At 73.3% G+C, this 21,421-nt stretch carries 18 protein-coding genes; 10 read left to right on the forward strand and 8 right to left on the reverse strand.

Annotation, left to right across the window (positions count from 1 at the left end; genetic code table 11):
* The first annotated feature begins 276 nt into the window (after positions 1-276).
* The 3 genes from E0F75_RS08655 to E0F75_RS08665 all read left to right on the forward strand — a co-directional run bounded on the left by E0F75_RS08655 (position 277) and on the right by E0F75_RS08665 (position 2,761).
* Positions 277-936 (forward strand): response regulator transcription factor, encoded by a 660-nt coding sequence (locus E0F75_RS08655; RefSeq protein WP_187621906.1) that lies wholly within the window; start codon positions 277-279, stop codon positions 934-936.
* 178 nt (positions 937-1,114) lie between these two features.
* On the forward strand, positions 1,115-1,567 hold the full coding sequence (locus E0F75_RS08660) for a pyridoxamine 5'-phosphate oxidase family protein (RefSeq protein ID WP_187621907.1): 453 nt from the start codon (positions 1,115-1,117) through the stop codon (positions 1,565-1,567).
* A gap of 195 nt (positions 1,568-1,762) precedes the next feature.
* The gene (locus E0F75_RS08665; RefSeq protein ID WP_187622166.1) at positions 1,763-2,761 is read left to right on the forward strand and encodes a phosphotransferase; all 999 of its coding nucleotides are present in this window, start codon (positions 1,763-1,765) and stop codon (positions 2,759-2,761) included.
* 34 nt (positions 2,762-2,795) lie between these two features.
* Here the strand turns inward: E0F75_RS08665 and E0F75_RS08670 are convergent, their stop codons facing one another.
* Positions 2,796-4,415, reverse strand: coding sequence for a protein kinase (locus E0F75_RS08670; protein WP_187621908.1), 1,620 nt, complete (start codon positions 4,413-4,415; stop codon positions 2,796-2,798).
* Between the two features lie 275 nt (positions 4,416-4,690).
* Between E0F75_RS08670 and E0F75_RS08675 the strand changes: the two genes are divergently transcribed.
* From E0F75_RS08675 to E0F75_RS08705, 7 genes are all read left to right on the forward strand, one after another.
* A complete protein-coding gene (locus tag E0F75_RS08675) occupies positions 4,691-6,394 on the forward strand; it encodes a protein kinase (RefSeq protein WP_187621909.1) in 1,704 nt (567 codons plus the stop codon).
* Between the two features lie 242 nt (positions 6,395-6,636).
* Positions 6,637-6,993 carry a hypothetical protein gene (locus E0F75_RS08680; protein WP_187621910.1) on the forward strand — a complete coding sequence of 119 codons (357 nt, stop codon included), beginning with the start codon at positions 6,637-6,639 and terminating at the stop codon, positions 6,991-6,993.
* A 25-nt stretch (positions 6,994-7,018) separates the two neighbouring features.
* Positions 7,019-7,327, forward strand: coding sequence for a hypothetical protein (locus E0F75_RS08685; RefSeq protein ID WP_187622190.1), 309 nt, complete (start codon positions 7,019-7,021; stop codon positions 7,325-7,327).
* Positions 7,328-7,422: 95 nt separating this feature from the next.
* Entirely contained in the window at positions 7,423-8,151 is a 729-nt protein-coding gene (locus tag E0F75_RS08690; RefSeq protein WP_187621911.1) for a PadR family transcriptional regulator, read from the forward strand.
* 146 nt (positions 8,152-8,297) lie between these two features.
* Positions 8,298-9,032 carry an ABC transporter ATP-binding protein gene (locus E0F75_RS08695; RefSeq protein ID WP_187621912.1) on the forward strand — a complete coding sequence of 245 codons (735 nt, stop codon included), beginning with the start codon at positions 8,298-8,300 and terminating at the stop codon, positions 9,030-9,032.
* Positions 9,029-11,893: an FtsX-like permease family protein gene (locus E0F75_RS08700; protein ID WP_187621913.1), complete on the forward strand. Its 2,865-nt coding sequence runs from the start codon at positions 9,029-9,031 to the stop codon at positions 11,891-11,893. Before E0F75_RS08695 ends, E0F75_RS08700 begins: the two co-directional genes overlap by 4 nt.
* Before the next feature lie 97 nt (positions 11,894-11,990).
* Positions 11,991-12,536 (forward strand): bacterial proteasome activator family protein, encoded by a 546-nt coding sequence (locus tag E0F75_RS08705; protein WP_187621914.1) that lies wholly within the window; start codon positions 11,991-11,993, stop codon positions 12,534-12,536.
* Between the two features lie 332 nt (positions 12,537-12,868).
* Here E0F75_RS08705 and E0F75_RS08710 read toward each other — a convergent pair whose 3' ends face one another.
* The 7 genes from E0F75_RS08710 to pdhA form a co-directional block, all read right to left on the reverse strand.
* Positions 12,869-13,855: an NAD(P)H-quinone oxidoreductase gene (locus E0F75_RS08710; protein ID WP_187621915.1), complete on the reverse strand. Its 987-nt coding sequence runs from the start codon at positions 13,853-13,855 to the stop codon at positions 12,869-12,871.
* 48 nt (positions 13,856-13,903) lie between these two features.
* Entirely contained in the window at positions 13,904-14,989 is a 1,086-nt protein-coding gene (locus E0F75_RS08715) for a TrkA family potassium uptake protein (RefSeq protein WP_187621916.1), read from the reverse strand.
* Positions 14,986-16,371, reverse strand: a complete 1,386-nt coding sequence (locus tag E0F75_RS08720; protein ID WP_187621917.1) for a molybdopterin molybdotransferase MoeA — start codon at positions 16,369-16,371, stop codon at positions 14,986-14,988. The genes E0F75_RS08715 and E0F75_RS08720 overlap by 4 nt, the downstream gene beginning before the upstream one ends.
* Positions 16,368-17,249 carry an NTP transferase domain-containing protein gene (locus tag E0F75_RS08725; RefSeq protein ID WP_187621918.1) on the reverse strand — a complete coding sequence of 294 codons (882 nt, stop codon included), beginning with the start codon at positions 17,247-17,249 and terminating at the stop codon, positions 16,368-16,370. Before E0F75_RS08725 ends, E0F75_RS08720 begins: the two co-directional genes overlap by 4 nt.
* A 380-nt stretch (positions 17,250-17,629) precedes the next feature.
* Positions 17,630-19,054 carry a dihydrolipoamide acetyltransferase family protein gene (locus tag E0F75_RS08730; RefSeq protein WP_187621919.1) on the reverse strand — a complete coding sequence of 475 codons (1,425 nt, stop codon included), beginning with the start codon at positions 19,052-19,054 and terminating at the stop codon, positions 17,630-17,632.
* Complete coding sequence (locus tag E0F75_RS08735; protein ID WP_374115384.1) at positions 19,054-20,118, reverse strand: alpha-ketoacid dehydrogenase subunit beta; 1,065 nt, start codon at positions 20,116-20,118, stop codon at positions 19,054-19,056. The genes E0F75_RS08730 and E0F75_RS08735 overlap by 1 nt, the downstream gene beginning before the upstream one ends.
* A complete protein-coding gene (gene pdhA / locus E0F75_RS08740; RefSeq protein ID WP_187622167.1) occupies positions 20,118-21,278 on the reverse strand; it encodes a pyruvate dehydrogenase (acetyl-transferring) E1 component subunit alpha in 1,161 nt (386 codons plus the stop codon). The genes E0F75_RS08735 and pdhA overlap by 1 nt, the downstream gene beginning before the upstream one ends.
* Positions 21,279-21,421 lie beyond the last annotated feature (143 nt).

Genomic DNA, 21,421 nt, shown 5'->3' on the forward strand with positions numbered 1-21,421 from the left:
TATCCGTACCCTTCGCACGGGGTGGGTGCGACGCGGCCGGAGTCGGGCGTGACAGGTGCCCCGGCGAGCGCCGTCATAGGCACGTTACCCATACTGCGGCATTCCCGCGAAACCCCACTTGACCTGCGATTTTGCTTGGATTTCCAAGTAAATCGAGAAATGGGGACTCGCTGCTGGTCAGCGCATGGACAACGGCCCGACGCCTTCGTCGGAACATCCGGCACGTTATCCCGCGCACCCCGGGCGCGGGAAGAGCCAATATGTGAGACTGACAGCGTGCGCGAAGAAGGAAAAATCCGGGTATTTCTGCTGGACGACCACGAAGTCGTCCGGCGCGGCGTCCACGAGCTGCTCTCCGTGGAGGACGACATCGAGGTGGTCGGGGAGGCCGGGACGGCGGCGGACGCGCTGGTCAGGATCCCCGCGACCCGTCCCGACGTCGCCGTGCTCGACGTCCGGCTGCCGGACGGCAGCGGGGTGGAGGTGTGCCGCGAGATCCGTTCGCAGGACGAGGGCATCAAGTGCCTGATGCTGACCTCGTACGCGGACGACGAGGCGCTCTTCGACGCGATCATGGCCGGAGCCTCGGGTTATGTCCTCAAGGCCATCCGCGGCAACGAACTCCTGAACGCGGTACGGGACGTGGCGGCCGGCAAGTCGCTGCTCGACCCGGTGGCGACCGCCCGCGTCCTGGAGCGGCTGCGCGACGGCAACAATCCGAAGGGTGACGACAAGCTCGCCAATCTGACGGATCAGGAGCGCAGGATCCTGGACCTGATCGGCGAGGGCCTGACCAACCGGGTCATCGGCGAGCGGCTCCACCTCGCGGAGAAGACCATCAAGAACTATGTCTCCAGCCTGCTGTCGAAGCTGGGCATGGAGCGGCGCTCGCAGGCCGCCGCCTACGTGGCGCGGCTCCAGGCGGAGCGCCACTGACGCACGGCGGGACCCCGGAGCCGGCCGTGCGGCGTCGGTGACGCCGGGCAGGCCGGTCGGGCCCCCACCCGTACGGGCCAGAGCGCGGCCGGCCGCCCCGATTCGGGACCTACGTCCCCGTGAAAGCGGGGCAGGGGCCCCTTTCCCGACACGGTGCCGGTGGCGGAGAGTGGATGCCATGTCCACCGACGAGATCCGCGCCATCGAGTTGCTCAGCCGTGTGTCGTACGGCCGGGTGGCGACGAGCATGCGGGCGATGCCGTTCGTCGCCCCCGCCCGCCACATCGTGGCCGACGGCCGTGTCCTGCTCCGGCTGCACCGGGGCCTCGGCTACCACCGCGCCTGCAACGGCAGCGTCGTCGCCTACGGCGCGGACAACTTCAGCTCCGGGTCCGCGAACCTCTGGTCCGTGCAGTTCACCGGCACCGCCGAGATCGTCGAGCCGACCGCGGAGGAGCTCGCGGAGTTCGGTGCCGAGCCGGAGCTGGTGGACGGCGAGGCCTTCGACCCGGTCTACATGCGGATCGAACCGCAGTTCGTGACGGTGCACGCGCTCGACTACGCGAGCGAGACCCCGGGGACCCGTCCCGCCCCCCACTCCGTCCGGCGACACCTCCACCACGTAGCGTGATCTAACATCTGGCGGGTGCCGCGCTCATCTGAAACGCTCACTCCACCGGCCGAACCGCCCGCCCTGCGGACCGGTGGTCGACCGGGCGCCACCCGGCCCGCCGGCGCCCCATCCGTCGCACCGGTCGGCGCTCCACCCGCCGACGCCCCATCCGCCCCACCGGTCGGCGGCCCACCCGCCCCACCGGTCGGCGCCCTGCTCCGCCGCCACCGGCACGCCGGAGAACCCCTCTCCTGCGTGCCCGTCGCCGAGGGGCTGCTCAACCGCGGCTTCCGTCTCTCCACCACCCGCGGCACCTACTTCCTCAAGCAGCACCTGGACGCCCCCACAGCCGACCGCGCCACCATCGCCCGGCAGCACCGCGCCACCCAGCGGCTGCACGCCCTCGGCCTGCCCGTCGCCCCGCCGCTGCCCGACGCCACCGGCCGCACGGTCGCTGTCGTCGACGGCCACTGCTACGCCCTGCACCCCTGGATCGACGGCCGCCACCGCGACGGCACCCAGCTCTCCACCGGCTGCTCCCGGCGCCTCGGCACCCTCCTCGGACAGGTCCACACCGCCCTGGACCGGGTCATGGAGCCCTCGGGACCGGACGGGGCGCCCGGCACCGCCGACGACGGCGTCTGCGCCAGCGCCGACCTCCAGGACACCTTCCGGGCCATCGACGAGCTGATCCGCCTGGCCCGCGCCCACCGCCCCCGCGACAGCTTCGACGCGCTCGCCGAGCACCGGCTCAGGGAGCGCCGCCGGCTCCTCGCCCAGCACGCCCACCACCGGCCGCCGCCCGCCGCGGCCGCCGGCTGGGTGCACGGCGACTTCCACCCGCTGAACCTGCTCTACCGGGGCGCCGAGCCCGCCGCGATCGTCGACTGGGACCGGCTCGGGGTCCGCCCGAGGGCCGAGGAGGCGGTCAGGGCCGCCGCCATCTTCTTCGTACGGCCGGGGGGTGAGCTGGCCCTGGAGAAGGTGCGGGCGTACGCGCGCGCGTACCGGCGGGCGACCGGCGCCGACCGCGCCGAGCTGGCGGCGGCGGCGCACCGGGTGTGGTGGGAGCGGCTCAACGACTTCTGGACCCTGCGCTGGCGCTACCAGCTGCACGACCGAAGGGCCGACCCGCAGTTTCCTGCGGTGTCGGCCCTGGCGGTCTGGTGGACCCGTGAGTACGAGGCGGTGAGCGACGCGTTCGCGGGGTGAGGCGGAGTCCGGCCGGGGGCCGGGCCGAGCCCGGTCAGCCGGTCTCGGTGCCGTCCGTCGCCGGCGGGTCCGTGTTGTTGCCACCCCCGGTGGGCTCGGAGGGCGGCTGGGTCGACGGCGTGCCCGTGGGATCCGTGGGCGGATCCGTCGGCTCCGTCGGCTCGTCCGTGGGCTCCGTCGGCGGCTCGGTCGTCTTCGACGGCTCGGTCGTCGGCGGAGTCGTGGTCGGCGGCTGCGTCGTCGGCTCGTACGTGGTCGGCGGCGGCCACGGCGCCTCCGTGACGCCTCCGTCGGACGTGCCCGGGTCGGTCGACTGCTCCTCGGAGGGCTCCTCCGAGGGCGTCGGCTCCTCCGACTGCGTCGACGGCGAGGTGGAGACCGTCGGCGTCGGCGTGCCGCCCTTCTGGTTGCCCGTGTCGCCCGCCTTGTCCAGGGCGTAGACGACACCGGCGACGACCGCGACCAGGGCAAGCGCGGCGAACAGCAAGATCTTGCCGCGACGGCCGTTGCCACCGCTGTGCGAGCCGTACGAACCGTCCTGGCCGTAGCCGCCGTTTCCGCCCGTACCGCCGTCGTAGCCGCCGTACCCGCCGTCCTCCGGGTTCCGCGGGGGAAGGATCGGGCCCTGCGCGGTCTCGCCGTGCATGGGGTGGCCGAGCGCGGTCGTCGCGGCCATGCCGCCGACCGGGGTGTGACCGCCGTCGTGCACCTCGACCGGCCCGGTGTTCCACATGCCGGTGTGGCCGCCCTGCTGCTGGAGCATCTGCAGGCTGTACTGGATGAGGCCGCGCATCTCCTCGGCGCTCTGGAACCGGTCATCCGGGTCCTTCGCGAGCGAGCGCATCACCAGACCGTCCAGCTCCGGCGGCACGGACTGCGTGACGTCGGACGGCGGAACCGGCGTGTCCTGAACGTGCTGGTACACGACGGACAGCGGGGTCTCACCGGTGAACGGGGGCCGCAGCGCCAGGAGTTCGTAGAGGAGGCAGCCCGTCGCGTACAGGTCGGAGCGGTGGTCGACGGCCTTGCCGAGCGCCTGCTCCGGGGAGAGGTACTGCGGGGTGCCCATGACCATGCCGGTCTGGGTCATCGTCGACTGCGCGCCGTGCAGGGCGCGGGCGATGCCGAAGTCCATGACCTTCACGGCGCCGCCGTGGGTGATGATCACGTTCGCCGGCTTGATGTCACGGTGCACGATGCCGTGCTGGTGCGAATAGGCCAGCGCCTCCAGTACTCCGGAGACGATGATGAGGGCCTGCTCGGGCCCGGGCGCCTCGGCGCTGAGCAGCAGGTCACGGATGGTGCGGCCCTCGACCAGCTCCATCACGATGTACGGCACGGGCCGGCCGGCCACGAGGTCCTCGCCGGAGTCGTAGACCGCGACGATGGCGTGGTGGTTGAGCCCGGCGACCGACTGCGCCTCGCGGGTGAAGCGGGCCTTGGAGACCGGGTCCTCGGCGAGATCGGCGCGCAGGAGTTTGACCGCGACCGTACGGCCGAGCCGTACGTCCTCGGCCGCGAAGACCTCCGCCATGCCGCCACGCCCCAGACGGTGCGTCAGGCGGTAGCGGCCGTCGCCGACGACCCCGCCGACGCCCCAGGACTCCGCCGACGAGTCGGGCACACCGCCGCCTGCTCCGGATTCGGGTGCCATCAGTCCTCGCCGTCGTCTGTCGTGCCGTGTCCAGTCGTCACGCTACAGGCTCCGTACGACACCACGGTCCGAGATGGACCGGCCATCCAACCCCTTCCACGTACACCTGTGCAAATTCGGCAGGATTCCTCCGCCCCCGCGGAAACGGTTCGGGGAACCTTCTTGTGCGGAGGGTCACGGAACGGGCACCTGGCTTGACGTGTCACTGCCCTCGGGCAGACTTGGCCAGGAAATTCCGGATCAACGCCGCCACGCGGGCGTAGGGGGAAGCACAGATGAGCCAGGACGGCGCACAGGGCCGCTATGCGGGCGGTTCGGTCGCGGGCGGCCGGTACCAGCTGCGCGACCTTCTCGGCGAGGGCGGCATGGCGTCGGTCTACCTGGCCTACGACAGCGCGCTCGACCGCCAGGTCGCCATCAAGACGCTGCACACCGAGCTCGGCCGGGAGCAGTCCTTCCGCGAGCGCTTCCGCCGCGAGGCGCAGGCGGTGGCGAAGCTGTCGCACACCAACATCGTCTCGGTCTTCGACACCGGTGAGGACACCCTCGACGGCGCCGTCATGCCGTACATCGTCATGGAGTACGTGGAGGGGCAGCCGCTCGGCTCGGTCCTCGCCTCGGACATCCAGCAGTACGGAGCGATGCCGGCCGACAAGGCGCTGAAGGTCACGGCCGACGTGCTCGCCGCCCTCGAGGTCAGCCACGAGATGGGCCTGGTCCACCGCGACATCAAGCCCGGCAACGTGATGCAGACCAAGCGCGGCGTGGTCAAGGTCATGGACTTCGGCATCGCGCGGGCCATGCAGTCCGGCGTCACCTCGATGACCCAGACCGGCATGGTCGTCGGCACCCCTCAGTACCTCTCCCCCGAGCAGGCCCTCGGGCGCGCGGTGGACGCCCGCTCCGACCTCTACTCGGTCGGCATCATGCTCTTCCAGCTGCTGACGGGCCGGCTGCCCTTCGACGCCGACTCCCCCCTTGCCATCGCCTACGCGCACGTGCAGGAGGAGCCGGTCGCCCCGTCGACCGTCAACCGGGCCGTGACGCCGGCCATGGACGCGCTCGTCGCCCGCGCGCTGCGAAAGAACCCGAACGAGCGGTTCCCGAGCGCGGCCGCGATGCGCGACGAGTGCCTCCGGGTGCTCTCCGCCGGTCAGACCGGTGCCCCGATGATCGTCCCCGGCGGTCCCGTCAGCAGCGGTGCGGGCGTCGGCTCGGCGGTCTTCCCGCCCGTCGGCCAGACCCCGCCGCCGACGCCGCAGCCCGGACCGCACGGGGTGCAGCACCCCTACCAGCCGCCGACGCCGCAGCCGGGACCGTACGGTCCGGCGACCCCGGCGCCCGCCCCTTCGTACGGCTACCCGCAGCAGGCGCCGACGCCCGCTCCGGCGTACCAGACCCAGGCCCCCGCGCCGCAGGCCTATAACCAGGCGCCCACCCCCGCGCCGCAGGCCTATAACCAGGCGCCCGCCCCCGCGCCGTACGCCCCGGTGCACACGCCCGCGCTCACCTCGGCCGGCGGCGGCTCGCGGCGGAACACACCGGTGATCGTGGGCGCGGTCGTCGTCGCGCTGCTCGCGATCGGCGGCCTCGTCGCGGTCCTCAACCTCGACAACAAGGACGACCCCGAGGCCGGCGGCACCGGCGGCACGGAGACCCAGCAGAGCCAGTCGGCGGCCCCCGGCCACAAGGGGCCGGACCTGACCAAGACGATCGACCCGAAGAAGTGCAGCCAGCCGACGGAGTCGAACGACGACCCGGAGAAGTTCGAGGTCCCCAACTTCACCTACAAGAACATCCAGTCGGTGAAGGACTGCGTCCAGGCCGCCGGCTGGAAGATCATGACCCAGACGCCGGTGGACGAGTCCACGTACGGCGAGGGCACGGTCCTCGAGCAGTACCCGCCGGCCGGTGAGGACATCACCGACAAGGACGCCGAGTTCACCCTGAAGATCTCGACGGGCAACCCGCCGCAGTAGAACGGACCCGTCCTCACGTCCGGACCGCTCTCCTTCTCGTGCGGGCCCTGCCTTCAATCCTCCTGACACCCCTTTACGTCTGTCGCCCCCGTCCCGGATGCCGGAAGTGTCCCGACATGTGACGCTGAGTTCACTATCTCGTCGGCTCGGTACGGGAGGGGGGGTCACCCGGTGACTCCAGCACTCCGCAGGGCACGGGCGCGGGTCCTCGGACCCGCTCTCACCTGCGTGTTCGCCTGCGCATGCGTCCTGTACGGGGAGCCGCCCGCGTACGGAGCCGAGGCGCCCGGCAGCTCGGTGGGGGCCGCGGCCCCGACCGCGCCGTCGGCCCCGACGCCGCTCCCGCCCTCGCCCTCCCCGACGCCCGCCACACCGTCGCCCTCCTCCGGCACGCCCTCCACGACGGTCACGCCCTCCCCTTCCGCCTCCACCTCCGTCTCCGCCTCTCCGGGGCGGACCGGGAGCGCCGGCACGCCCGCGCCTCCCGCGCCCGCGCCCACCGGCACCGGGGCGGCATCCCCCGCCGCGCCGAGCACCGAGCCGAGCGACGCGCCCTCGCCCGACGGCTCCGCGTCGATGGCGGGCCGGCCCGCGGGTGAGGGGCGGCCGAGACCCGGACGCTCCGTGCCACCGACCTCACCGGCGGACGACACGGCCCCGTCCCCGGAGGACTCTCGTACCGAAACTGCAACAGACCCGGAGGGCCCCGAGGGCCCCGCGGCCGTCGAACAGGAGGCCGAGGGGGTACGCGAGGAGGAGGCCGTCGCACCGGAGGCGGCTCCCGCCAGCCGGCCGGGCGTCGCGCCGCAGATGGCGGCCGAATCCGCGCCGCCCCTCGTCGACCAGCGGATTCCCGTGCTCACACTGGGCGTTGGTCTTGCCCTGATGGGGCTCGGAATCGGCTTCCTCGGGCTCCGGATGCGGCGCCGCTGAGGCCCTCGGCCCGCCCGGGTCCCCCTTGAGGCGGACGTGGCTCTTCCGTCTCAGGACGGTTGTCCGCGACGGCATACCCGGTATACATACTGAGTATGTCGATCCGCCACGGGCTTCTCGCCCTCCTCGAACGCGGCCCTCGGTACGGCTCCCAGCTCCGTACGGAGTTCGAGTCCCGCACCGGCTCCACCTGGCCGCTCAACGTGGGCCAGGTCTACACGACCCTCAACCGGCTCGAGCGCGACGGCATGGTCGCCCAGGGCGGCGAGGACGCGGCCGGGCACGCGCTCTACGCGATCACGGACAGCGGCCGCGCCGAACTCAGGACGTGGTTCGAGAAGCCGGTGGACCGCACCAGCCCCGCCCGTGACGAGCTGGCCATCAAGCTCGCCATGGCCGTGGGCGCCTCCGGCGTCGACATCCGCGACGTCATCCAGTCCCAGCGCCGGCACACCGTGAAGGCCATGCAGGACTACACCCGCCTCAAGGCCCAGGCGCTCGTCGCCGTCGAGAGGGGCGGGGCCCGGGAGCGGGACGACGTCGCCTGGCTGCTCGTCCTGGAGCAGCTGATCTTCCAGACCGAGGCCGAGGCACGCTGGCTGGACCACTGCGAGTCCCGGCTGATCCGCCTCTCGGCGACGGCCGCGAACACCGGGTCCACCACGGCGACCACGGCCGGGGGCACGACCCGGGCCGCTGTCGGAGGCACCGCCGGGAGCGGGACCGCCGAGACGCCGACCGCGACCGCCCCGACCAGCGCCGATGCGGCGCCCACCGAAGCCGCACCACCCGAGGCCGCGTCACCCGTGGCCGGGGCGCGCTGACCGCACGGTCGCGCCCCACCCGTACCGCTCGCGCCTCACCCGCCGTACGGCCCGCGCACCGCCCGCCGTACCACTCCCGCATCACCTTTCCACCGCTCGCTCCCGTACCCGGCCGACGGCCGGGTACGCCCAAGGGGGGACCCCTCATGTCCGCACAGCAGCCCGTGCTGCAACTCCAGAACCTGACCCGCGTCCATGGCGCGGGTGCCACCGAGGTACATGCCCTGCGCGGCATCGACCTCGCCGTGTACCCGGGTGAACTCGTCGCCGTCATGGGCCCGTCCGGCTCCGGCAAGTCCACGCTCCTCACCATCGCCGGCGGCCTCGACACCCCCACCTCGGGCCGCGTGATCGTCGAGGACACCGACATCACCACGGCGAGCGTCAAGGAGCTCGCGGCCCTGCGCCGCCGCAGCATCGGCTACGTCTTCCAGGACTACAACCTCATCCCCGCCCTCACCGCCGCCGAGAACGTGGCCCTGCCGCGCGAGCTTGACGGGACCTCCTCCCGCAAGGCGCGCGTCGAGGCCCTCAAGGCGCTGGAGGAGATGGGCCTCGGCCACCTCGCCGACCGCTTCCCGGACGAGATGTCCGGCGGCCAGCAGCAGCGTGTGGCCATCGCCCGCGCGCTCGTCGGCGAGCGCCGGCTCGTCCTCGCCGACGAGCCGACCGGCGCCCTCGACTCCGAGACCGGCGAGTCCGTGCTCGCCCTGCTCCGCAGCCGCTGCGACGCCGGCGCCGCCGGTGTCCTCGTCACCCACGAGCCGCGGTTCGCGGCCTGGGCGGACCGGGTCGTGTTCCTGCGGGACGGCGCCATCGTCGACCAGACCGTGCGCAGCGAGGCCGATTCCCTGCTGTCGGGCCAGGTGGCTGAGGCGTGAAGACCTGGCTCCACTCCTGGCGGGCCGCGATCCGGATCGCCCGCCGCGACGCCTGGCGTTCCAAGGGCCGCAGCGCCCTCGTCCTGGCCATGATCGCCCTGCCGATCCTGGGTGTCAGCGCCCTCGATCTGACCTTCCGCAGCTCCGAGCTGTCCCCCGCCGAGCGGGCGGACCGCATGATCGGCGCGGCCGACGCCCAGTTCAAGGACCCCGGCTACGGCGGGGCGCCGATCTTCCAGGACCCGATCGGCGACATGAACACGCCGGCCAAGGACTACGAGGACATGGCGTGGCCGAGCGGCCCCACCGATGTCACCAAGACCTTCCCCGCGGGTTCCACGGTCCTCACGGACAGCTCCGGCACGGCCAAGCTGACGACGAAGCACGGTCTGCTCGTGACCCAGGTGCGTGAGCTCAAGGCGGCCGATCCGATCGCCCGGGGCATCACGACCCTGCTGGAGGGGCGCTACCCGGAGAAGAACGACGAGGTCGTCGCGACCTCGAACTTCCTGGAGAGCAGCGGTCTGTCGGTCGGCTCGACCCTTTCCGCACGCAACTTCGACCGCCCGTACCGCATCGTCGGCTCCTACGAGATTCCGGACGATCTGAAGGCCGTCCAGGTCAACGCGCTCCCGGGGGCCTTCCTCGCCCCGTACGCGAAGGCCGTCGAGAAGACCGGTCTGCAGAAGCCCGACACGAGCACCACGTACCTGGTGCGCAAGTCCGGCGGTTTCACGTGGAACATGGTCAAGGAGATCAACGCCAAGGGCGTGATCGTCTCCTCGCGTGCCGTGATCCTCGACCCGCCGGCCGACTCCGAGGTCCCGCTCTACGAGAAGGAGAACTGGGGCAACTACGAGGCCGGCGCGGGGGCGAAAGCCGCCGAACTCGCCGCCCTCGGCACCGTCGTCGGTCTGGCGATGCTGGAGATCTGTCTGCTCGCCGGACCCGCCTTCGCGGTCGGCGCCCGTCGCTCGCGCCGCCAGCTCGGTCTGGTCGGTGCCAACGGCGGTGCCCGCAGCCACATCCGGGCCATCGTGCTGAGCGGCGGTCTGGTCATCGGTGTCGCCGCAGCGGTCACCGGTACGGTCCTCGCCCTGATCCTCACCAAGGCGCTCCAGCCGTACCTCGAGGAGACCATGGGCCAGCGGTTCGGAGCCTTCGACATCCGGCCGCTCGAAATCCTCGGCATCGCGCTGCTCGCCGTGCTGACCGGCCTGCTCGCCGCCATCGTGCCGGCGATCACCGCCTCCCGGCAGACCGTCCTCGCCTCGCTCACCGGCCGGCGCGGCGTCCGCCGCAGCAGCCGGGTGCTGCCCCTGATCGGCCTCGCGGCCCTCCTGATCGGCGGTGCCATCGCGCTCTTCGGCTCCATGGTGAGCCAGCAGTTCATCATCGTGGCCGGCGGCTCGGCCATCGCCGAGCTGGGCGTCGTCGCCATGACCCCGGCCCTGGTGGGCCTGTTCGGGCGGGCCGGGCGCTGGCTGCCGCTGTCGCCGCGGCTCGCGCTGCGGGACGCCGTGCGCAACCGGGGCCGTACGGCACCCGCCGTCGCCGCCGTCCTCGCCGCCGTCGCCGGTACGGTCGCCGTCTCCACGTACATGGCCAGCGAGGAGGCCCAGCACAGGGCCGAGTACACCGCCCAGATGCCGCACGGAACCGTTTCCGCGTTCGTCACGGAGGAAGGCGGCCGGGACGTCCCCGCGGTCCGCGAGGCGATCCAGCGGTACGTCCCCGTCGACGTCCGCGCGGATGTCGCGCGCGTCTCGGTCGGCAAGCCCAGCTGCCAGCCGTGGGACAGCGGCCCGGGCTGCGGCCGCTTCGAGGTCGTCGTGCCCCCGGCGAACGAGTGCCCCATGTACAGGACCGTCCCCGGCGGCGGAGACCCCTCGGAGAAGTACACGCCCGAGCAGCGACGGAAGATGCTCACCGACGACTGGCGGTGCAAGGAGGGCCGGAGCAGCGGGATGTACGTCTCCGACGGCGGGCTGCTCGTCGCTGACGCCGCGCTCCTGACGGTGCTCGGCCTCGACGACCCCGCGACCGTGAAGGCCCTCGGCGAGGGCAAGGTCGTCAGCTTCAATCCCGTCAACGTCGACAAGAACGGCAGGTTCGGGATCAAGCAGATCACCGACCTCGCCGCCGCCGACAAGGCCTCCGAGCAGGGCAAGCCCTCTCCCGGCAAGGTCACCTCGCTGCCCGCCTACCAGGTGCCCGGGGACGAGAAGTCCTACGGCGTCCAGGCCCTGATCACCCCGGCCACCGCCAAGGCCGCCGGTCTCGCGACGGTGCCGCTCGGCACGTACGCCAGCACCGACCGGCTGCCCGACACCGAGGCACGCCAGAAGCTCGACGGCGAGCTCACCAAGCTCGGCAGCAACGTCGAGCTCCATGTGGAGGAAGGATTCGTCAACGCCAACAGCCTCATCCTGCTGTCGCTGGCGATCTTCGCGGGGCTCGTCACCGTCGGCGCCGCCGGCATCGCCACCGGGCTCGCCCAGGCCGACGCCGAGGCCGATCTCAAGACGCTGGCCGCCGTGGGCGCCCCGCCGCGGGTCCGCCGGACCCTCAGCGGCTTCCAGTGCGGTGTCGTCGCCGCAATGGGCGTACTCCTCGGCTCGGCCGCCGGAGTGCTGCCGGCGATGGGCCTCCGGCTCAACGAGGAGCGGCAGCAGATCAGCTGGCACGAGGAAGCCGTCGCCCAGGGCTGGAGTGCGGCCTCGGACGTGCCGTACGTCCCGATCGTCATCCCCTGGGAGACCCTCGCCGGCCTGCTCGTCGCCGTACCCGTGGGTGCCGCGCTGCTCGCCGCCCTGGTGACCCGCTCGCGCGGCGCGCTGTCCCGGCGCGAGGCGACCTGACGGTCTTCGTTGTCGTCCTGTGCCCCCGTACGAGGGTGGATCACCCTCGTACGGGGGCACACCCCGTGGTGACGCATGTGTACGAGAGAATGGCGGCATGGAGATGCCGAGGAATGACAGGTCGCAGGAGAGCCCCCAGGTCCTCATCGTGGGACAGGACGGGATGGCGCTCGGCGGCACTCAGGGCGACGACGAACCCCGCGAGGTCCCGGTGACGGAAATGGTCGAGCAGCCTGCGAAGGTCATGCGGATCGGCAGCATGATCAAGCAGCTCCTGGAGGAAGTACGCGCGGCACCTCTCGACGAGGCCAGCCGGGTCAGACTCAAGGACATCCACGCCAGCTCCGTGAAGGAGCTGGAGGACGGGCTCGCGCCCGAGCTGGTCGAGGAACTGGAGCGGCTCTCCCTGCCGTTCACGGACGAGGCGATCCCCTCCGAGGCGGAGCTGCGCATCGCGCAGGCGCAGCTGGTGGGCTGGCTGGAGGGCCTCTTCCACGGCATCCAGACGGCGCTCTTCGCCCAGCAGATGGCGGCCCGCGCCCAGCTGGAGCAGATGCGCAGGGCGCTCCCGCCGGGTGCGTCGCACGACGATGACGACGACGACCGCGGCCACGGCCCGGTCCGCTCGGGGCCGTACCTGTAGGCCGCGGCGGAGGACGTACGAGGAGGGGCCCGGCACACTGTGTGCCGGGCCCCTCACACGTCTGTACGGGGAGGGCGGGGCGGGGTGACGCAGCCGAGCCCCGCGGGCCGCAAGGCCACGCGGCCGGCCCCGCGCCCGCCGACCGTGAGGCCGCGCCCGTGCCCTCAGGTCCCGCCCGCGTGCCCTCAGGACCGGCGCCCGTGCCCTCAGGACCGGCGCCCGTGCCGTGAGGCCGTGCCCGCCATGCCGTGAGGCCGTGCCCGCCGTGCCTGAGATCCCGCCCGCTGGGCCTGAGATCCCGCCCGGCCGGCCCTGCGGCCAGGCCGCGCCCGTCAGCCCTGAGGGGCCACGAGCAGGACCTTGCCCACGTGGGTGCCGGACTCCAGCGCCCGGTGGCCCTCGGCGGCGTCGTTCAACGGCAGCGTCCGGTCGACGACCGGCCTGACCGTGCCCGCTCCGATCAGCGGCCAGACGTGCTCCCGTACGGCGGCCACGATCGCCGCCTTCTCGTCCGCCGGGCGGGCCCGCAGCGTGGTCGCCATGACCGCGGCGCGCTTCGCGAGCAGCGCCCCGAGGTTCAGCTCGCCCTTGACGCCGCCCTGGAGGCCGATGACGACGAGCCGGCCGTTCACGGCCAGCGCCTTCACGTTCCGCTCCAGGTACTTCGCACCGACGATGTCCAGGATGACGTCCGCCCCCGCCCCGTCCGTCGCCTTGGCCAGCTCCTCGACGAAGTCCTGCTCGCGGTAGTCGATGAGGATGTCCGCGCCGAGCTCGGCGCAGCGCGCCAGTTTCTCGGGGCCTCCGGCGGTGACCGCGACCCGCGCCCCGACCGCCTTCGCCAGCTGGATCGCCATCGTGCCGATCCCGCTCGCACCGCCGTGCACGAGCAGCGTCTCGCCGGGACGCAGGTGCGCGATCATGAAGATGTTGGACCAGACGGTGCAGGCGACCTCGGGGAGCGCCGCGGCCGTGGCCAGGTCGACGCCCTCCGGCACCGGGAGCAGCTGCCCCGCGGGGACGACGACCTTCTGCGCGTAACCGCCGCCGGCGAGCAGCGCGCAGACCTCGTCGCCGACGGCCCAGCCGGACACCCCCGGGCCGAGCGCGGCGATCCGGCCCGAACACTCCAGGCCGGGGTACGGCGAGCTGCCCGGCGGCGGGTCGTAGAAGCCCTGGCGCTGGAGCAGATCGGCGCGGTTGACGGCGCTCGCCACCACCTCGACGAGGACCTCGCCCTCGCCGGGTACGGGATCGGGTACCTCGGCCCAGACAAGGGCCTCGGGACCACCGGGTTCCGGAATCGTGATCGCATACATGGCGGCGAGGCTACTCCCGGCACCGGCCGGGGGCGCGGTGCTCCGGGCTCAGTCCTCCGGCGGCGTCCTCAGCGGGGTGACCGGCGCGGCGCGCACGATGGTGATCACCCGGTCGGTGAGCTGGAGCGGGCTGGCCGCGGGATCGTCGTAACCGAGCAGCCGGTGGCCGCGCAGCACGCTCACGACCAGGTCACCGGTCTCCCGCACGCTCTTCCCGACCTCTTTCTTGGTCACCGGGCGCTCGACCAGGTCGAGGCCGGAGCCCTGCTGGATGAGGTCCTCCATCACCGTGCCGGCGCTGGGGCTCAGCACCGAGAGGCCGAGCAGACGCCCGGCGGCGCTGGCACTGGTGATGACCGCGTCCGCGCCGGACTGGCGCAGCAGCGGCGCGTTCTCCTCCTCGCGGACCGCGGCGACGATCTTCGCGCCCCGGTTGAGCTGCCGGGCCGTGAGGGTGACCAGGACGGCCGTGTCGTCGCGCTGGGTGGCGATGACGATCTGCCGGGCCCGCTGCACCTCGGCACGGAGCAGTACGTCGCTGCGGGTCGCGTCGCCGACCACGCCGACGAAGCCGTCCGCGTTCGCCGTCTCGATCACCTTGTTGGAGGGATCGACGATGACGATCTGCTCCTTGCTGAGACCGGTCGCGCAGAGCGTCTGGATCGCGGACCGCCCCTTGGTACCGAAGCCGACGATGACGGTGTGGTCGCGCAAGGTGGACCTCCAGCGGTTCAGCCGGAACTCCTCGCGGGTCCGCTCCGTGAGGACCTCGAGGGTGGTGCCGACCAGGATGATCAGAAACAGCACGCGCAGGGGCGTGACCAGCAGGATGTTGGCGAGCCGCGCCGAGTCGCTGTACGGGACGATGTCGCCGTATCCGGTGGTGGAGAGCGTGACGGTCGCGTAGTAGGCGCAGTCGAGGAAGTCGAGCGTCTCGTTGGCGTTGTCGTGGTAGCCCGCACGGTCGACGTAGACGATGAGGACCGTCACGGCCAGCACGCCGAGGGCCATCAGGAGCCGCTTGCCGACCTGACGCAGGGGCCGCTCGACCTCCCGGCGCGGCAGCTTGATCTGCGGGCCGGAGATCCGCTCGTCCGCGTGGCGGGCCATCACGTCACGACTGGGAAGTTTCACGTGAAACACGCTCCTTGGGCCGGTACGGCCCCCTCGGCCGCCGGCCAGGGAAGGTCGAGGACATCCAACTCTTGGCCGGGGCGGGCGCCGCCGGGTGGGACGACGGCCAGGCCGTCGGCGGCGGCGATGCCCCGGAGCATGGCCGGTCCGTTGTAGCGCAGGGGCACGGCGCGTCCACCACGGCGGACGACCGGGACGAGCCGTGTGTCGTACGGATGCCCGTGCACCTCGTCCTGGACGGGAACGCGGGGCGGGACGGGCGCCGCAGCCGCGGTCCCGCTCAGGGCGGCCAGGAGCGGCTGCGCCAACGTCAGAAGCCCGGAGACGGCCGCGAGCGGGTTGCCGGGAAGCCCGACGAGATGACGGACGTGCGGGGGCCGGGCGGGCTCGGGCCGGGTAGGCACGGGCCGGGTGGGCTCGGACGGCGTGGGCTCGGACGGGGTGGGCACGGGCCGGGTGGGCTCGGCGGCGAGGCGGGCGAGCAGCATCGGGTGGCCGGGCCGGACCTTCACGCCGTCGACCAGGAGGGTCGCGCCGGCCTTGGCCAGCACGCCGTGGACGTGGTCCACGGGCCCGGCGGCGGTCCCGCCGGTCGTGAGGACCAGGTCGGCGGCGGAACCGGTGACGGCCGCGTACAGCTCCTCGGCATCGTCACCGATCCTGCGGGTGGCGAGGACGTCGGCGCCGAGCGCCGTCAGCCATGGGCCGAGCATGGGGCCGAGGGCGTCGCGGATCAGGCCGTCGTGGGGGAGACCCGTCGTGAGCAGCTCGTCGCCGAGGACCAGGATCTCGACCCGGGGACGCGGCGGTACGGGGAGCTCGTCGTAGCCGGCGGCTGCGGCGAGGCCGAGCACGGCGGGGGTCACGACGGTGCCGGCGGGCAGCAGCTCGTCGCCGGCACGGCACTCCTGGCCCCGGGGCCGGATGTCCTGACCCGGCACGACCTCGCGCAGAGCGTGGAGCAGCGGGTCCTCCGTGCGTGCGTGCTCGGTGCGGACGACGGCGGTGGTCCCGGCGGGGACACGGGCGCCGGTGGCGATACGTACGGCCTCGCCGTCGGCGGCCAGTGCCACGGCCGTCTGTCCGGCGAGGACGGCGCCCTCCGCGCGTACGGTCCAGGGGCCGGGACCCGCGACCGCCCAGCCGTCCATGGCGGAGGTGTCGAAGGGCGGCAGGTCGGTGAGGGCGAGCAGCGGCTCGGCCAGGACCTGGCCGAGTGCCTGCCCGAGGGGTACGCCGAGCGGCGCCCGGCCGGCCCGCGCGGAGGCTCCGGCACGGACGGCCGCGGCGCGGGCCTCGGGCCATGCGGTGGCCCGGTGCGGCTGCCCGGCCCGCGCGTCGTCGGTTCCGGGGGCCACCGGGAGGGGCTCCTTCAGGGTCATCCGGCCTCGTCCTGCTCGGCGGCCCAGCGATGGGCCAGCGCGGCGGCCTTGCGGGCGGCCTCGGCGACCGCCTCGGGACCGCCCTCGCTGCCCGCGCGCGCCGCCGCGTATCCGACCAGGAAGGTGGTCAGGGGTGCGGCGGGGCGGGCCACTCCATGGGCGGCGTCGCGGGCCAGATCGAGCAGGACGCCGGTGTCGACGTCCAGCTCGATGCCCAGTTCGTCCTTGACTGCGGTGATCCATTCATCCAGCACGGTCCCATGCTCCCTGATGCGGGCCCGGGCCGTGGCGATGTCCTCCCAGGTGTCGCAGTCGAAGGAGGCGAGGGGCCCGGCGGCGACCCGGGTGAGGCGCAGTGCGCCGGTGAGCTGCCGCAGCGGGCCGCCGGCGAGGGTGCCGCGCTCCTCGGCGATCCGCGCCAACTCCCGCCGGAGCGGGGTCGCTCGGTAGGCGGCGACGAGCGGCTGGTCCCGTCCCCCGGCGTCGGTGAGGAGCGCGGCCTCGGCGTCGGGGGCGTCGGCGAGTGCCCCGAGCAGCCGGTGGACGGTGTCCTCGTCGAGGAAGGGCAGGTCGGCGGAGAGGACGAGCAGAACGTCGGCCCCGGTCTGCCCGGCACCGGCGCCCGCACGGATCTCCCGTACTCCCGCGTCGAGGGCGGCGAGCGGGCCTCCGCCGGGCGGGTCCTCCCTGGTCCAGCGGACGGGGTGGACGGTCGGGCGGGAATCGCCGACGACCACGGTCCGGTCCGCGCCACGGCACGCGGCGAGGACCCGGTCGAGAAGCGCCCGGCCTCCGACCCGTACGCCGGGCTTGTCGGCACCGCCGAGTCGCTGGGCGGCGCCTCCGGCGAGCACGACGGCGTCATGTGGGGTGGTCACCCCAGCAGTATGGTCCGCCGCCCCTTCCCGCCGTCGGGCGCGTCTCCCTAGGTGGGACGGCGCGCGTGGCGCAACGGACGGCGGACGGGTCTACGGACGGTCCGGGGCCGGCCCTGGGGCCGGTCCTGCCGCCGGTCCTGGGGCCGCTCCTGGGGCCGGCCCTGGGGCCGGTCCTGCCGCCGCTCCTGGGGCCGGTCCTGGGGCCGGTCCTGCCGCCGGTCCTGGGGCCGGTCCTGGGGCCGGTCCTGGGCCGGTCCTGGGCCGGTCCTGGGCCGGTCCTGCCGCCGGTCCGCGGGCCGGTCCGGCAGGACAGGAGCCGGTCCCTCAGAACGGCGAGCCGGTCCGGCGGGACGGGGCAGGTCCCGCCGGAGCGCCCGGCGTCAGAGCGTGCGGAGCAGGACCGCGGGCTGCTCGACGCAGTCCGCCACATACCGCAGGAACCCGCCCGCCGTACCGCCGTCGCAGACCCGGTGGTCGAAGGTGAGCGAGAGCTGCACCACCTGACGTACGGCCAGTTCGCCCTGGTGGACCCAGGGCTTGGGGATGATCCGGCCGACGCCGAGCATCGCGGCCTCGGGGTGGTTGATGATCGGCGTGGACCCGTCGACCCCGAACACCCCGTAGTTGTTCAGGGTGAACGTGCCACCCGTCAGATCGGCCGGGGTGAGCGCCGACTCCCGTGCGGCCTCCGTCAGCCGGGCGAACTCCGCCGTCAGCGACTCGGCCGTCCGGGTCCCCGCGTCCTTCACCACGGGGACGACCAGGCCGCGCGGGGTCTGGGCGGCGAAGCCGAGATGCACGGCCGGCAGCCGGACGATCTCCCGCGCCGCCATGTCCACGGTGGAGTTGAGCTCGGGGAACCGCGCCAGGGCGTGGACGCAGATCCGGGCGAGGAGCGCGAGCAGGGAGATCTTCGTCCCGCCCGCCGCGTTCATCGCCGCCCGCGCGGCCATCAGCTCGGTCGCGTCGGCGTCCACCCAGCAGGTCGCGTCCGGGATCTCCGTACGGCTGCGCGACAGCTTGTCCGCCACGGCGCCACGGACCCCGCGCAGCGGCACCCGCTCACCGGCCGAAGCGACCGCGGGGGAGGACGTCACAGCGGGCGCGGCGGCCGGGGAAGGCGCCGGCGCGGCGGCGGGCCGCTCCAGGGCCGCGATGGCCAGCTCCACATCGGCCCGCAGGATCAGGCCCTCGGGCCCCGATCCGCGCACCTCGCGCAGATCGAGCCCCCGGTCCCTGGCCAGCTTCCGCACGAGCGGCGAGATGACCGGCACCGGACCCTCGTGGCCGGCGACGGCGACGGCGGCGGGAGCCGGAGCCGGAGCAGCCACCGCGGCGGGAGCCGGAGCTGCCACCGCGGCCGGGGCGGGCGCGGTGGCCTTCGCCACGGCGTGGCTCTCGTGCCGTACCCGGCGGCGCCGGGCGGCGGGCTCGGCCGTGCCGTACCCGACGAGCACATTGCCCGAGTGCTCGGACGACACGGCGGACTCGGCGGCGGTCTCCCCCACCGTGGGGGCGGTACCCGGAGCCGCCTCCGCGAGCTCCTCCGGTGCGCCCGTGCCACCCACCGCGACCGTCAGGAGCGGCGCGCCGACGGGCAGTTCGGTGCCCTCCTCGCCGTACCGGGCGGTGACGACACCGCCGTACGGGCAGGGCACCTCGACCATGGCCTTGGCCGTCTCGACCTCGACGACCGGCTGGTCGATGGCGACGACGTCGCCGACACCGACCAGCCAGCGGACGATCTCCGCCTCGGTGAGTCCCTCACCGAGGTCGGGCAGCTTGAACTCGAGCACCTGTGCCATCAGCTTCCCGCCTCCCACTGCAGTCGCGCCACCGCGTCCAGGACCCGGTCGACGCCCGGCAGATGGTGCCGTTCCAGCATCGGCGGCGGGTACGGGATGTCGAAGCCCGCGACCCGCAGCACCGGCGCCTCCAGGTGGTGGAAGCAGCGCTCGGTCACGCGCGCGGCGATCTCCGCGCCGGGGCCGCCGAAGCCCGTCGACTCGTGGACGACGACCGCGCGGCCGGTGCGCCGCACCGAGGCGCAGACCGTCTCGTCGTCGAAGGGGACGAGCGAGCGCAGGTCGACGACCTCCAGGTCCCAGCCCTCGGCCTGCGCGGCCTCCGCCGCCTCCAGACAGACGGGCACGGAGGGACCGTAGGTGATCAGCGTGGCACCGGTGCCCCGCCGTCGCACCACGGCCTTGCCGATCGGCTCCACGGCCGCGGGCGCCTCGGGGGACCAGTCGGACTTGGACCAGTAGAGCCGCTTGGGCTCCAGGAAGACCACCGGGTCGTCGGAGGCGATGGCCGCGCGCAGCAGCCCGTAGGCGTCCTCGACGGTGGCCGGGGTGACGACATGGAGTCCCGGGGTGGCCATGTAGTAGGCCTCGGAGGAGTCGCTGTGGTGCTCGACGCCGCCGATCCCGCCGCCGTACGGGACGCGGATGACGATCGGCATCGGCATCGCGCCGCGCGTCCGGTTCCGCATCTTCGCCACGTGGGAGATCAGCTGCTCGAACGCCGGGTAGGCGAACGCGTCGAACTGCATCTCGACGACCGGCCGCAGGCCGTACATGGCCATGCCGACGGCCGCGCCGAGGATGCCGGCCTCGGCCAGCGGGGTGTCCGTGCAGCGGTCCTCGCCGAACTCCTTCGCGAGCCCGTCGGTGACCCGGAAGACCCCGCCGAGGGTGCCGACGTCCTCGCCCATCACATGGACGGTCGGGTCCTCGGCCATCGCGTCGCGCATGGCGCGCTGGAGCGCCTGCGCCATCGTGGCGGGCTTGGCCTTCCCGGCCCTGCCGCCCTTACCGGCGGTCCCGGCGGTCCTGTCCGCCGTGGATCCGGTCGTCGCCGTCGTCATCACGCCTCACCCTCGGCTTCGAGCTCGGCGCGCAGCTGCGCCGCCTGTTCCCGCAGCTGCGTGGTCTGCTCCGCGTACACGTGCGAGAAGAGGTCCATCGGGTTCAGCACCGGCTCGGCGTTCATCCGCTCGCGCAGCTCCGCGGCCATCGTCTCGGCTGCCTCGGCCGCCGCGCGCCTTCCGTCCTCGTCGAGCAGGCCACGCTCCGTGAGTTCCCGTTCGAGGATCAGGATCGGGTCGTGCGCCCGCCAGGTCTCGACCTCGCCGGCCGCGCGGTAGCGGGTGGCGTCGTCGGCGTTGGTGTGGGCGTCGATCCGGTACGTGATCGCCTCGACGAGGGTCGGGCCGCCGCCGCGCCGCGCGCGGGCCACGGCCTCGGTGAGCACCTGGTGGACGGCGATCGCGTCGTTGCCGTCGACGAGCCGGCCGGGCATCCCGTATCCGACGGCCTTGTGGGCCAGGGACGGGGCGGCGGTCTGCTTGGCGAGCGGTACGGAGATCGCGAAGCCGTTGTTCTGCACGAGGAAGACCACGGGGGCCTGCCAGACGGCCGCGAAGTTCAGCGCCTCGTGGAAGTCGCCCTCGCTGGTGCCGCCGTCGCCGACCATGGCGAGCGCGACGACGTCGTCACCCTTGAGCCGGGCGGCGTGGGCGAGGCCCACCGCGTGCGGGAGCTGGGTGGCCAGCGGGGTGGAGAGCGGCGCGATGCGGTGCTCGTGCGGGTCGTACCCGGTGTGCCAGTCGCCGCGCAGCAGGGTCAGGGCCTGCACGGGGTCGAGGCCCCGGGCGACCGCGGCCAGGGTGTCGCGGTACGAGGGGAAGAGCCAGTCCCGCTCCTCCAGGGCGAGGGCGGCGGCGATCTCGCACGCCTCCTGGCCGTGGGTGGACGGGTACACGGCGAGCCGGCCCTGCTTGGTGAGGGCGGTGGCCTGCGTGTTGTACCGGCGGCCGCGGATCAGCTCCGCGTAGAGCCGGAGCAGCAGCGCGGGGTCGGCGTCGGCCAAGGCGTCCGTGCCGAGCACGCGCAGCGGCTCGGTGTCGGGCAGCAGCGGGGCGGGGTCGGTACGCGGCTGCCAGGCCGGCGGCGGGGTCGGCCGGTAGGCGGGAACGGCACCGGGCGGCTCTTGGACTGTCGAACTGCGCTGTTGCAACGAGTCCACCTCCTCGTGGGAGCGGGCATAAGACCCGAAGGCGGGTGGCGCGAGTGTGGCGCGCCTCACCTACCGATTGTTCGGTCGTGGAGGCATTTTGGCTACAGGCACCTGCAGCCTGTGGACAAACGGTTCTCCACAGCCTGGGATGA

This window comes from Streptomyces sp. CB02980 (assembly GCF_014451325.2).
In the GTDB taxonomy this organism is placed as follows: Bacteria; Actinomycetota; Actinomycetes; order Streptomycetales; family Streptomycetaceae; genus Streptomyces.

Excerpts from the sequence above, each read along its gene's own strand:
- E0F75_RS08660 (WP_187621907.1), top strand. The coding sequence starts at position 1,115 with ATGTCCACCGACGAGATCCGCGCCATCGAGTTGCTCAGCCGTGTGTCG.
- E0F75_RS08670 (WP_187621908.1), bottom strand. The coding sequence starts at position 4,415 with ATGGCACCCGAATCCGGAGCAGGCGGCGGTGTGCCCGACTCGTCGGCG.
- E0F75_RS08675 (WP_187621909.1), top strand. The coding sequence starts at position 4,691 with ATGAGCCAGGACGGCGCACAGGGCCGCTATGCGGGCGGTTCGGTCGCG.
- E0F75_RS08680 (WP_187621910.1), top strand. The coding sequence starts at position 6,637 with ATGCGTCCTGTACGGGGAGCCGCCCGCGTACGGAGCCGAGGCGCCCGG.
- E0F75_RS08690 (WP_187621911.1), top strand. The coding sequence starts at position 7,423 with ATGTCGATCCGCCACGGGCTTCTCGCCCTCCTCGAACGCGGCCCTCGG.
- E0F75_RS08695 (WP_187621912.1), top strand. The coding sequence starts at position 8,298 with ATGTCCGCACAGCAGCCCGTGCTGCAACTCCAGAACCTGACCCGCGTC.
- E0F75_RS08705 (WP_187621914.1), top strand. The coding sequence starts at position 11,991 with ATGGAGATGCCGAGGAATGACAGGTCGCAGGAGAGCCCCCAGGTCCTC.
- E0F75_RS08710 (WP_187621915.1), bottom strand. The coding sequence starts at position 13,855 with ATGTATGCGATCACGATTCCGGAACCCGGTGGTCCCGAGGCCCTTGTC.
- E0F75_RS08720 (WP_187621917.1), bottom strand. The coding sequence starts at position 16,371 with ATGACCCTGAAGGAGCCCCTCCCGGTGGCCCCCGGAACCGACGACGCG.
- E0F75_RS08730 (WP_187621919.1), bottom strand. The coding sequence starts at position 19,054 with ATGGCACAGGTGCTCGAGTTCAAGCTGCCCGACCTCGGTGAGGGACTC.
- E0F75_RS08735 (WP_374115384.1), bottom strand. The coding sequence starts at position 20,118 with ATGACGACGGCGACGACCGGATCCACGGCGGACAGGACCGCCGGGACC.